At 41.8% G+C, this 11,174-nt stretch carries 11 protein-coding genes; 4 read left to right on the top strand and 7 right to left on the bottom strand.

Translation table 11 applies throughout. From position 1 onward, the window contains the following. Nucleotides 1-13: 13 nt before the first annotated feature. Nucleotides 14-976 carry an MBL fold metallo-hydrolase gene (locus CTT31_RS18295; protein WP_260492712.1) on the top strand — a complete coding sequence of 321 codons (963 nt, stop codon included), beginning with the start codon at nt 14-16 and terminating at the stop codon, nt 974-976. 32 nt (nt 977-1,008) lie between these two features. Here the strand turns inward: CTT31_RS18295 and CTT31_RS18290 are convergent, their stop codons facing one another. Continuing rightward, complete coding sequence (locus tag CTT31_RS18290) at nt 1,009-1,743, bottom strand: substrate-binding periplasmic protein (protein ID WP_260492711.1); 735 nt, start codon at nt 1,741-1,743, stop codon at nt 1,009-1,011. Between the two features lie 297 nt (nt 1,744-2,040). On the opposite strand from CTT31_RS18290, the gene CTT31_RS18285 reads away from it, so the two are divergent. Next, nucleotides 2,041-4,647: an ExeM/NucH family extracellular endonuclease gene (locus CTT31_RS18285; RefSeq protein WP_260492710.1), complete on the top strand. Its 2,607-nt coding sequence runs from the start codon at nt 2,041-2,043 to the stop codon at nt 4,645-4,647. Nucleotides 4,648-4,713: 66 nt separating this feature from the next. Here CTT31_RS18285 and CTT31_RS18280 read toward each other — a convergent pair whose 3' ends face one another. Together CTT31_RS18280 and CTT31_RS18275 are read right to left on the bottom strand one after the other, a co-directional pair. Continuing rightward, complete coding sequence (locus CTT31_RS18280) at nt 4,714-5,385, bottom strand: SDR family oxidoreductase (RefSeq protein WP_260492709.1); 672 nt, start codon at nt 5,383-5,385, stop codon at nt 4,714-4,716. 115 nt (nt 5,386-5,500) lie between these two features. Continuing rightward, a complete protein-coding gene (locus tag CTT31_RS18275; protein WP_260492708.1) occupies nt 5,501-6,001 on the bottom strand; it encodes a GrpB family protein in 501 nt (166 codons plus the stop codon). A gap of 314 nt (nt 6,002-6,315) precedes the next feature. On the opposite strand from CTT31_RS18275, the gene CTT31_RS18270 reads away from it, so the two are divergent. Both CTT31_RS18270 and CTT31_RS18265 read left to right on the top strand, forming a co-directional pair. After that, nucleotides 6,316-6,855: a hypothetical protein gene (locus CTT31_RS18270; protein WP_260492707.1), complete on the top strand. Its 540-nt coding sequence runs from the start codon at nt 6,316-6,318 to the stop codon at nt 6,853-6,855. A 155-nt stretch (nt 6,856-7,010) separates the two neighbouring features. After that, nucleotides 7,011-7,943 (top strand): hypothetical protein, encoded by a 933-nt coding sequence (locus CTT31_RS18265; RefSeq protein WP_260492706.1) that lies wholly within the window; start codon nt 7,011-7,013, stop codon nt 7,941-7,943. 303 nt (nt 7,944-8,246) lie between these two features. Here CTT31_RS18265 and CTT31_RS18260 read toward each other — a convergent pair whose 3' ends face one another. The 4 genes from CTT31_RS18260 to CTT31_RS18245 all read right to left on the bottom strand — a co-directional run bounded on the left by CTT31_RS18260 (nt 8,247) and on the right by CTT31_RS18245 (nt 11,166). Next, a complete protein-coding gene (locus CTT31_RS18260) occupies nt 8,247-8,711 on the bottom strand; it encodes a GNAT family N-acetyltransferase (protein ID WP_260492705.1) in 465 nt (154 codons plus the stop codon). A 64-nt stretch (nt 8,712-8,775) separates the two neighbouring features. Next, entirely contained in the window at nt 8,776-9,246 is a 471-nt protein-coding gene (locus tag CTT31_RS18255) for an energy transducer TonB (RefSeq protein WP_039491296.1), read from the bottom strand. A 142-nt stretch (nt 9,247-9,388) separates the two neighbouring features. Continuing rightward, nucleotides 9,389-9,916 carry a GNAT family N-acetyltransferase gene (locus tag CTT31_RS18250; protein WP_084204138.1) on the bottom strand — a complete coding sequence of 176 codons (528 nt, stop codon included), beginning with the start codon at nt 9,914-9,916 and terminating at the stop codon, nt 9,389-9,391. Nucleotides 9,917-9,999: 83 nt separating this feature from the next. Beyond that, nucleotides 10,000-11,166, bottom strand: coding sequence for an MFS transporter (locus CTT31_RS18245; protein WP_260492704.1), 1,167 nt, complete (start codon nt 11,164-11,166; stop codon nt 10,000-10,002). Nucleotides 11,167-11,174 lie beyond the last annotated feature (8 nt).

The raw sequence follows: 11,174 nt of genomic DNA, 5'->3' as shown, positions 1-11,174 counted from the left end.
ATAATATGGATAAATGATGCTAAATCGAATTAAATCAGGGCTCATAATTGTTGGGTTCTTCTGTGCTCACGTCAATGCACAATCTCAATCACTTGAGTTAGAAGCCGTTTCAGTCTCAAAGAATGTCTATAGCGTAATCTCTCCTTTTTATGGCAGACCAACAGTTGAGAATAAAGGGTGGAATTCAAACAGTCATTTTATTGTTACAACTCAAGGTGTATTAGTGTTCGATACTGGTTCATCCGAGCACATTGGTAACGCTATTATCGCAGCAGTTAAACGTGTAACTGAACAGCCAATTCGCTGGGTAGTCAACTCTCATAGCCATGCCGATCATTGGCTTGGCAATGCCGCTTTTGCAAAGCTCGGTGCAGAGCTTATCTCCACCTCTTTGTCCGCTGAGACGATGAAAAGCGATGGGTCGGTTGATGTTAAAGCGTTTTTTAATATGACTAAAGGCGCAACTGGTGAGAGCACACTCGCCATCCCTACCTCAACCATTTTACATCAACAAGCCCGTACTTTTGGTGATACTGAAGTTGAATTTGTGCTCGCCAACGATGGCCATTCGCCAGGTGATGTTATGCTTTGGCTACCCAAACAACGCATTCTAATTGGAGGTGACGTAGTGAACTCCAACTTTATGCCCATCATGACACCTAGAGGTAACATTACCCAGCTCATTTCAGTACTCAAAGAGGTGAAGCAACTAAGCCCTCTCCTCGTACTAACCGGGCACGGGGAAAATACCTCGGTGAAATCAGTTTCTAGAGATATTCAATTTTTAACTTTTGCCTGGAATGCAGTACATGAAGCGCTAGCAAAAGGTACAACGCCAGCAAAGATACAAGAATCATTACAAGTTACATTGCGTAAAAAGTTCGGCAAAGCGTATCAAGATTTTGATACCAGTATTTCGTACCTATTGGAAATGATGATAGATAAACAGCAGCTTCAGTTTGCCCCAATTACATAAATAATATAACAGAAGCGAGTATGCTCGGTTATTCACTCATCTAAATGATACTTTTTAAGTGTTGCCTGATAAATACCATTCGTCTTAAGTTGTATCAAACCCTTATTGAACAATTCAATAATTGCTATTGCATTCGGATGAGATTTGCTAACGCCAATATGGAGCGGCCATTGTGCTATGGTCGGTTGATGTACTTTGAAGCTGTGAAATTCAGCGTGTTGAGATTGTAAATACACAAAAGCAAGCTCGTCGCTAACTACAGCATCTACTCGCGCTTTATTGAGAAGCGACAAACAGGAAGTCAGGTTTGTGAGCTTTTCTAGGCGAATTTGTGGGATCTGAGCGAGTGCAATTTCAGAACGAAAGCCCCGAATAGCACATACACTTAGCCCTTTAAGATCGTCCAACTCTTTAAAATGAATGGTTGGCTCTGTACGTGAAATAAGTACCAGCCGATTACTGTAATAAGCTTTGCTAAAAATAAAGCGTTCATCGCGACTTTCAGAACGCCATAAAGCGGGGATCATATCGACCTGCCCTTTCTCAACCATTCGCATGGCACGACTGAATGGCATAATAAGCATTTCAAAATCTTGATTCTCGGCCTTAAATGCCGCGCGAACTAAATCAACAGTAAAACCGGAATGTTCGTTAATGACGTAGGGAGGCCAAACATTATGCGCTCCCACTATGGCATCATTTGCCGATGATGTGCATGACAGGGCAATAAACAGAAGGCATGACTGTTTTAAACTCTTTATCGCCATGTTTACGCACTCCCGCCTTCATTTTCAAATTAAGTTGACTGGCAACTTTGCTACAAATATTTGCTCCGATCCTAATTGAGTATAGCGCAACCGTTGCATCTCGAAATATACACATAATTGCTCACAGGCAACGTTTGAATATGGCATAAAATTCAACGACTTTTGTCCTTCAACACACAATTTAGTGTAAACCAATGTAAACAAACAGTGAAGTTTAATTGAATTGTCATCAATAGCGCTTAAAATACTGCGTCCGAATAAAAATTCGGATAATTCTAATACACGGGAAAATAAAAAATGATTAAAAAATCTATCCTAGCTTCAGCTGTTGCATTAGCTTGCCTAAATGCACATGCTGAGGTGATCATCTCTGAGTATATTGAAGGTAGCAGTTATAACAAAGCCATTGAGCTCTACAATGGTAGTGATGAAGCTGTCGATCTAACTGGTTACTCTGTCAATTTCTTCTTTAATGGCGCAACAGAAGCTCGCACTAACATAGAACTAAGTGGTGAACTTGCGGCTAAATCAACTTATGTCATTGCTCATGCAGACTCCGCAGCAGAGATCATCGCAAAGGCACAGTTAACAAACACAAGTAGCTGGTTTAATGGTGATGACGCCGTTACGCTTACGCTCAATGGTGCAGTTGTTGATAGCCTAGGTCAGGTTGGTGTCGACCCAGGTAGTGAATGGATTGATGGCGATATTAGAACAAAAGATAAAACGCTTGTCAGAGATCCTGCAATAACCACTGGCCGCACCGATGCAACTTCTGCATTTGTTGGCGCTGGACAATGGCTTGCACTTGCTAAAGACGATTTTAGCAACCTAGGTATCCACATTAATGGCGGTGACGTACCTGAGCCTGAGCCTGTTATCTGTGGCGAAAATAACACCTTGATCAGTGCCATTCAGGGCGCAGGCGATGCAAGCCCATTAGCTGGAGAAACGGTTGAAGTTCAAGCTGTTGTCACTGCAAGCATGCAATCAGATGCGGGGCTTGGCGGCTTCTTCATTCAAGAAGAAAGCACTGACTATGATGCTGATGGTAATACGTCCGAAGGTATTTTTGTCGTATATACTGCAACACCAGTAAACACAGGCGATGTGGTTAAATTACGCGGTAAAGTTGAAGAGAAATATGGCCAAACTCAACTTATTAACGTCGACGCAATTGAGTTATGCGGTTCTGCAACGGCTTCAGCAACTACCGTTACTTTACCTGCAGAGAATGGTCTTGAAGCCTACGAAGGCATGTTGGTTTCGATTTCAAATGAGTTGGTCGTTAACGATACATACGGACTTGCACGCTACGGCGAAGTACGCTTAGGTACTGAACGTTTATACCAGAGCACTCAAGTAGCTACTCCTGGTGATGCAGCTAACCAGCTAGAAGCTGAGAACAAGCGCAAAGAAATTTTACTTGATGATGGTTCATCAGTACAAAACCCTGACGTTATTCCTTACCCATCACCTACACTAGATGCCTATAACACCTTACGACTGGGCGATTCTGTGACAGGCCTTGAGGGTGTAATGGGATATGGTTATAGCCAATACCGTATTCACCCAACGACAACACCAAACTTTGTTCATACTAATCTACGTACAGAAGCACCTCAGGTAGAAGTGCGTGGAGATTTACGTATTGCTAGCTTCAACGTATTAAACTATTTCAATGGTGACGGTCAAGGTGCAGGTTTCCCAACGTCACGAGGAGCTGACAATCTAGAAGAGTTTGAACGCCAAAAAGCAAAAACGGTTGCTGCAATATCGGCGCTCGATGCCGATATTATTGGTCTGCTAGAAGTAGAAAATGATGGCTTTGGTGAGTTTAGTGCGATTGCCGATCTCGTTAACGCTATAAATGCAGCAGACTCTGCTAATACTTACGCATTTGTAAACCTAAATGTTGACCAAGTGGGTGGGGATGCAATTACATCCGGTATCATTTATCGTAGTAACAAAGTAGCTGAAGTAGGCACGCCTGCATTTACCGAAGCCGTACCATTTGATTACGGTAACCGTCCTCCTGTCGTACAAACTTTCAAAGAGGCAAACGGCGAAGAAATCTTCACTGTGGTAATGGCTCACTTACGCTCTAAAGGCAGTTGCTCAAAAGCTGAGGGCTTAGATCAAGACCAAAATGATGGTCAAGGTTGTTGGAACCAAACTCGAGTCACAGCGGTTAATACCCTAGCGACTTGGCTTGGCACAAATCCGACAGGAGTTGCAGAAGATGATGTGATTATTCTAGGTGACATGAACGCGTACGCTCAGGAAGATCCGATCAACACCTATGTCGAGAATGGTTATGCCAACATCAAGCAAACGCTTCATGGCAGTAGCTTAGATTATTCATACGTGTATCAAGGACGTATCGGTAGCCTAGATCACGCCTTTGCTTCAAACACGATGATGGAAAAAGTAAAGTCAGTAACGGATTGGCATATCAATGCTGACGAACCCGTTGCGCTAGACTACAACACTGAGTACAAGTCAGATACTCACAAAGCAAGTCTTTACGCAACACACGCTTATCGCGCATCGGATCATGACCCAGTGGTTATCGACCTAAACCTTGCTAAAGAGCCGACGATTATTGAAGGCGAGTTTACAGGCCTTGCAGGTTGGTTCTGGTGGCAACATCGCTCAATCGAGCTACCAGCGGGCTTTGATAAACTAGAAGTGTCAATCACAGGTCAAGGCGAAGCAGACCTATATGTGCGCCATAAGAAAATGCCAAACTTCTTCAAGTACGACTGTCGTCCATACCTTTGGGGGAGTGAAGAAAGCTGTGTATTTGACGAGCCTGCAGAAGGTAAATGGAATTTCCGCCTGCGCGGCCTATTCCCTTATTACAATGTAACTATCAAATATAAAGCGACAAAAGCGAATTAATCGCTGCTTTAACGTAAAACCCTAGAGCCAAGGCTCTTGGGTTTTTCTTAGCATTGTAGGTCACCCCTACACGAGCATAGCCCCACCATCACTCACTATCGTTGTGCCCGTTATATAACTGTCATTCATCAAAAACAAATATGAATTGGAAATTTGAGAATCACTTCCAAGGCCTAGAGGAATTTTTTCCTCCAACTCTTTCAATGTTTTAAATCCTGGTGAAACGGTATTGACCCGAATAGGTGCAAGCTCAATTGCCAAAGCCTTCCCAAGTGACTCAACTGCACCGCTTATCGTACTTAATGTTGAGTACCCATTGTAAGGCCGCTTACCTAATGTTCCCGACGAAAACACAATACTCCCGCCATCGTTAATATATTCGTGAGCCAATTTAGCAAAGCTATACTGCCCCCAAAACTTAGTATCGAAAGCATGACGAACCTCTTTGAGATCGAGTTCTAAAAATGGAGAAACAATGAGTGGAGACTTAACAGTAAAAATTAGATGATCAATTTTTCCTATTTTCTCAAGTAGATTTTTAATCTCACTTTCAACTGTGATATCAACCGAATAACAAGTACAACTTTCAAGATATGGCTGACTTCTAATACTAGCTTGTTTGTCAAATGCAGATCTCGAGGCTATTAATACCTCACCGCCATCTTCACTTACGCGTTTTGCCAATGCGAGGCCAATACCTGTACTCCCACCAACAATTAATATCTTTTTTCCTTTCATTCCTTTTCTTCAACTCCTATAACGTAGAAATCACAGCAGAGCCAAGCCTCATGATTTAATACTCGACTACTGCTTTACGTTATATTGGGCCAAGAACCAAAAAACCAACATTAAATTAACAACCCAATACCCGTTTAATAAACGGCCACTTTTGTTGAGTATATTGCTCACGGTCATCTTTGTATTCTTGTACTAACGCCTGCTTTAACGCGCAGTACTCTGCTCTTAAACCTGATGATGCTCTTAATTTTTCCCTAAAAGAAATACGCTCTTGCCAAAGTAGGCTGTTGAAAGGAACAAGGTGTAAGTGATGGGTTCTAAACTCAGGCGTTGGTTTGCAAAACCAGTGCATTACGTCAGCTTTATAAGGGTAATAACAATAACCGTATTGAGTGAGCACTTGGATGGCTTCTTTTGACGCTTCGAGTGACTTAACACCCACCATAATATCTATCACCGGCTTAGCAACCATACCAACCACCGCTGTACTACCCACATGCTCAATACCACCTTCAATCCAAGGGCATAGCAAAGGTGCTAACCTTAGCTTTTCATCTTGGAACATCCGTGGCCAATCTTGATTATATTTAGAGAGTGAAATCGCTTGGTCTGCCATTGAAAGGAAGGTTCTGTATTTGCTCTAAGTTTGGTTTGGAGCAGTATACAGCTAAAGCAAAGCTATAATCATCACTACCACTTAAACGCCGCGATAAATGCACTATTGAAGTACGGGCTAACACTGACATCCACCATAATTTGCATTTATATTATGGTGGGTGTCTGCTATTTGCAATCTCTATTTGCAATCTAAAGCATTGATTATTGTGTATTTCTTATAGTTGTAATGTTTGCTTTTTTTGGGTTTAATGCTTGCGATTAGAATTTGACAGGTGCTTGTAATGCCGCACCTTTATGTAGTGAGAAGTAAATATGTTTAAAACTATGGTTGTTGTTTGTTCTCTTTTTCTGTCTGGTTGCGCGCAATTGGCATATGATGCTAAAAAGCCTTTGCCTGAAGGACATGGCTTAGCTTTAGCCCGTTTTAGTACCTCCGGCAATATTGGTAATGCTCAATTTATTACCCGAAATACACAAAAAATGCTAGACAACTACAGCTTCGTTCTAAAAGACACCCGGGAAAAGTTGATTGTTCTGCCACTGCCAGTGGGGACGCACGAAATTGACCAGGTGTTATATATGCAAGGATCGAAATTAGTTGATCCCGACTTAAACTGCCTTGGCACTTTTGATATAGCAGAAAATAGCCTCACCTATATCGGGGATATCCATTTTCATGTGAATGACTACGATAACTATATTTTATTTTCATCGCATCCCTGGAGAGTGATGGTTAAAGAGAAGTTCGAGCAAGCGCTTGAGGAGATAAAAACACGGCATCCGGAAATTGATACCAAATTTGCCATCAAAAGCGACGTGGTTGGCCCATTTTCATGTGAGCAAGATGAATAATACTAGGCTAACACTTACACCCACCATAATTTGCATTTATGTTATGGTGGGTGTCTGCTGTTTGCAGTTATCGTTTGTTGATTACAAAAACAAATTTGAAACGAGTTATTCTACAGGCTCGTTATACAACATTCAGAATGAGGAGTACCAATCTTATGGCGAAGCCAGGGGATGATCTTGAAAAAATAGTGGAGTTAATAGAAAGATCTATTTCTCCATCTTCAGTTATTCGTCAGAATGTGTTGTTGCCAGTGTTGAATTCGCCAACAGGAAGAACTAGGCAATGTGACGTTATCATTGAGAGTGGCCCTGAATTTCGTTGTAACGTAACAATAGTTGAGGTTCAAGACCGTAAGTCGCAAGTTAATATTGCTACCTTTAACGATTGGTTAACGAAGTTAGATGATGTCGGCGCTAACAGCTTAATTTGTATTTCGCGGAAAGAATTCCCAGAAAGTGTAAAGGAAGTAGCAAGGTTTCAAGGTAATAGGGTTCTTCTGGTTAACCTAAAAGAAGAAACTCCAGATACACTTCCACTGAACTTTTTATCCTTTTATGTGGCATATGAAAACGTCAGTATTACCGGTATAGATGCTTTGAGTTGTTGCGTCGAGAAGGGCAGTGCTGATTTAGCATTACTAGACTCTCAAATCATGCACTCAAATGAAAAAATATGGTCTACAGACAAAGTCTCAAACATGTCTATAGTCGAATTACTATCTCCTTTAATCAAGGAGTTACATTATGACGCAAAAGGAATAGTAAAAGACGTGGCTTCTTTTACGTTTCAAAACGACAGACGCTTGGTTCTATATTGCAACATGAATGGCGAATATATCCGGGTTGGTTTAAATGTGGTTGTTCAATATGCTTACGATAATCACCTTCTTCCCATGACGGTATCTAGCTATGAACAAATTGATCACGGAGTATTGGCTTGGGTTTTCGAAATAGATCATGAAACAAGCCATGGCAAAATAAAAACTAAAGTCCCTGTAATTAAGCATGGTGACAATGCGTATGAAATGCTGGATGTTGTCAACTCTACTGATTTCAACTCTCAGGTAACAATAAGAAGCTTAGAATAAAAACCTGTTTTATAATAAATACTTAATAGTAATTCGCAACACTTAGCGCTTTCGCTTCGCTCAAGTTTTGCCAAGCGCCGGTCACACCTTAACGCAATGTTAGTCCATAGAATTTTTATGCGAAATTCACCTAATACAGACGTTCTCCCAACCCGCTTTTGTCCAAATACAAGTTGGGTAAACGTCCGTTATAGCAGTTGGATTTAAGATAATAAGTTGCTGTTGAACGATCTAGTTTTGCACATATGAGACAGTCGAATTTTATTAAGCCTTATACCTGAGCTTATAATCTAGCTTATTTAACTAAACTACTGTTTTGCTCATCACTACCACATCAACGCCTCTGTAATTGACGTTTTCGAGCGGTTGCCAGCCGAGTTTTCGATATAACCCGCCCTCAGGATGCTCTGTTTGTAAATATAACTTGGTGACACCGAATGTTGAGGCTAATCGCTCCGCTTCCGTCACTAAGCGTGACGCCAACTGCTTTCCACGATAGGGCTTGTCCACATAGACACCACCAATCCAGTGTTCTTTATCTGTGTAGATGCTCATTTCATGAAATTTAAGCTGCACGACTCCTGCGACTGTATCGCCATCAAGCGCAACGATTACACAAGGAATGGCTGACTCGTTAAGATAGTCTAAAAGCTTTTGCTCAAAACGCTCTACAGAAGCCTCCTCAACAATGCTTCCCCACTCGTCAAAATACCATTTTGCAATGATTGGTATCAGCGCTTTGTACTGCGCTAAAAGTTCAAATTCCATTTTAATTGCCTCAAATCATAAAAGCGCGGATACGTTCGCGCGCTATGCAGTAAAACTGCTACACTTAACGCCCCGGAATGGAGGTGAATTCACAGTTTCGCTTTGCTTCATCCAAATTTTTTTGCCCTTGAATTACAAAATAATCAAGCTTCGCATCGATTAATATAGCCTGACGCGCAGGGTTATTATCATCGGGGTTCCAACGCCACTTTCTTACAGCCTGAAGTGCGCTGATATCAAAAACGCCCTCGGGATAACTGCTGGTAATTTTATAGCTTCCCACTCTCCCATCAGGGGTTATACCTAACGTCAAAGAAACACATCCCGATATCCCACCTTTGGCCGCCTCTATTGGATATATGGGTTCTATCCGGCGTTTTTGAATCCAATAACCATCCGCTTGAGTTTTGATGGGTAAATGTCGCATATCTACATAGCGAATATGTTTTAGCTCTTCAGCTGTTAACGGTACAGAAGTGTTACTAGTTTGACATCCAGAGAGTAGCAGCAACGCCAGAACGGTTATTCTTTTCATGCCACATTTAATCCTTTAAAATCAAGCACTGTAATTAGTTCCCTTTTATAGGTCAAGCTTCATAAACTCAAGTTAATTTCTATTTAACTGGTAGTTTAGAGCTAACTCATTGTTTTAAAATCACCTTAAATTATTTACTTATCTAGTAACTCAGGTTATTTAATTGATAGATATAGATATCGTGCTTTTCACCGCCTATATCCAAAAAGGCTTTTAAACGAGTTTTGCGTCTCATCCCTAATTTCAGCATCAACCGCTGCGACCGCAGATTTTCAACGGCGCATATGGCCTGAATTGTATCTACAGAGAGACTTTGAAAAGCCTCCTTTATCAGTGCTGTTGCAGCTTCTTCCCCATAACCTTTACCAATCTCTGCCTCTGCTAATCGGAAGCCAATCTCACCGACCCGTTTTCCTGCATCTACATATTTAAAAACGAGTTCACCAATAAGTTGAGCCTGTGGCTTTTTAACGATCGCAAGGATCAAACGCTCATCGACCGCACCTTTCCAAGGTTGGCAAGCTTGAATTAGCCTCTCTTTTGCCGACTCGAGTGTGGCAGGCGCACCGATATATTTTGACGTATTTGGATTTTTCCGATGGCTGTAAACCGCATCTAAGTCATCCATTGTCATTCGCCTTATGGATAAACGTTCTGTTTCAAACTGCATTGTTATTTTTCCCTACCCTAAGATCACATACATAGCCACCAGTCTCATAGATGAACGCTATGTAGCAGAAACCCTGCATTCTATTACTCTTTACAAATCGGCATAAGGACAGTGCGTAAATGCCGCCAGGTTATAAACAGTAACAGCGCACAACCAAAAACGAGTGCCGCGAGTGACTCAACGCCACTCAGTAACCACTTATTAACTACCCATGCCACGCAAGAAAAAAATAGCAGCTCAACCGCGCCGACTAGCGCATTTGCTGTTCCTGCTTTCTCTGGATGTAAAACGCCAATAAGATGCATATAACTTGGAAAATAAGCGCCAAATACAAACATAATCGCAGCATAAGCAAGCAAAACAGCAAGCGCACTACCACTTGCAAATAGCAGCAATAACACGCTGACAACGAGCGCAGGCCAAGTCCAAATTACGATATCTAAATAAGCGCGCTTACGCTGCAATACCTTAGTTAATATTGACCCTATGAGTAAGCCAAACATGGGGATCATCATCGCCTGACCTATTGCGTTGGCTTCCAAGCCAAACTGCCGTGCCAATAAAAACGGCAGATACAGTTGAATGGTGAGATACAAAAAAGTAGGCAACCATTTGAGCGACGCGAGGGAAATAAACGAGCGGTTTAACAATAGACTTTGATATTCATTAAAGAGCGCTTTTGGCCGTAACGACATAGTAATTTTACTGCTCTGCTGCATAGTTTTATAGCCATAAATCAGTATCAAAATATAATAAGCAAACGCAAACCATGACATCCCCTGCCACCCTACCCAGCCAGATAACACCCCAGCCAAGAATGGACTACAAATAGCAGTAACACTCACCGACATTGATAGCGTCGCCATCGCGCTTTTAAGTTCACTACCTGATAATCTTGCAGCAAGAAGCGTTCTACCAATTAACACCGGCGACGCAGCACCAATGCCTTGCAACACTCGACCGATAAAAAATACCTCGGCGCTAGATGCAATCGAACAAAAAACTGTGCCTAACAGTAAAATACCCAGTCCACTAAAAAATAAAGGTCTATCACCAAACTTATCTCGTAGCGGCCCAACCAGCAGTTGCGCAGCTCCTAGTGTAGTGAAATAGCTAATTACTGCTGCTTGTCCTTGACTAGGTGTAAGCTGTAAGGAATCCGTGATATTAGGTAAAACAGGAATGTAAATTTGGCTTGCGATTTGAGAGCAAGACATCAGCAAAACAGCTAAAAACACAACTTGAAACACGTCAACCC

The sequence above is a fragment of the Pseudoalteromonas maricaloris genome (assembly GCF_024746855.1).
Taxonomy (GTDB): Bacteria; Pseudomonadota; Gammaproteobacteria; order Enterobacterales; family Alteromonadaceae; genus Pseudoalteromonas; species Pseudoalteromonas maricaloris.
Note: the sequence above shows the minus strand (reverse complement) of the source record. Positions and strands in the feature narration are given on the sequence as shown.

What these genes read in the sequence shown, in the direction of transcription:
- CTT31_RS18295 (WP_260492712.1), top strand. Translation starts at nt 14, where the DNA reads ATGATGCTAAATCGAATTAAATCAGGGCTCATAATTGTTGGGTTCTTC.
- CTT31_RS18290 (WP_260492711.1), bottom strand. Translation starts at nt 1,743, where the DNA reads ATGGCGATAAAGAGTTTAAAACAGTCATGCCTTCTGTTTATTGCCCTG.
- CTT31_RS18285 (WP_260492710.1), top strand. Translation starts at nt 2,041, where the DNA reads ATGATTAAAAAATCTATCCTAGCTTCAGCTGTTGCATTAGCTTGCCTA.
- CTT31_RS18280 (WP_260492709.1), bottom strand. Translation starts at nt 5,385, where the DNA reads ATGAAAGGAAAAAAGATATTAATTGTTGGTGGGAGTACAGGTATTGGC.
- CTT31_RS18275 (WP_260492708.1), bottom strand. Translation starts at nt 6,001, where the DNA reads ATGGCAGACCAAGCGATTTCACTCTCTAAATATAATCAAGATTGGCCA.
- CTT31_RS18270 (WP_260492707.1), top strand. Translation starts at nt 6,316, where the DNA reads ATGTTTAAAACTATGGTTGTTGTTTGTTCTCTTTTTCTGTCTGGTTGC.
- CTT31_RS18265 (WP_260492706.1), top strand. Translation starts at nt 7,011, where the DNA reads ATGGCGAAGCCAGGGGATGATCTTGAAAAAATAGTGGAGTTAATAGAA.
- CTT31_RS18260 (WP_260492705.1), bottom strand. Translation starts at nt 8,711, where the DNA reads ATGGAATTTGAACTTTTAGCGCAGTACAAAGCGCTGATACCAATCATT.
- CTT31_RS18255 (WP_039491296.1), bottom strand. Translation starts at nt 9,246, where the DNA reads ATGAAAAGAATAACCGTTCTGGCGTTGCTGCTACTCTCTGGATGTCAA.
- CTT31_RS18250 (WP_084204138.1), bottom strand. Translation starts at nt 9,916, where the DNA reads ATGCAGTTTGAAACAGAACGTTTATCCATAAGGCGAATGACAATGGAT.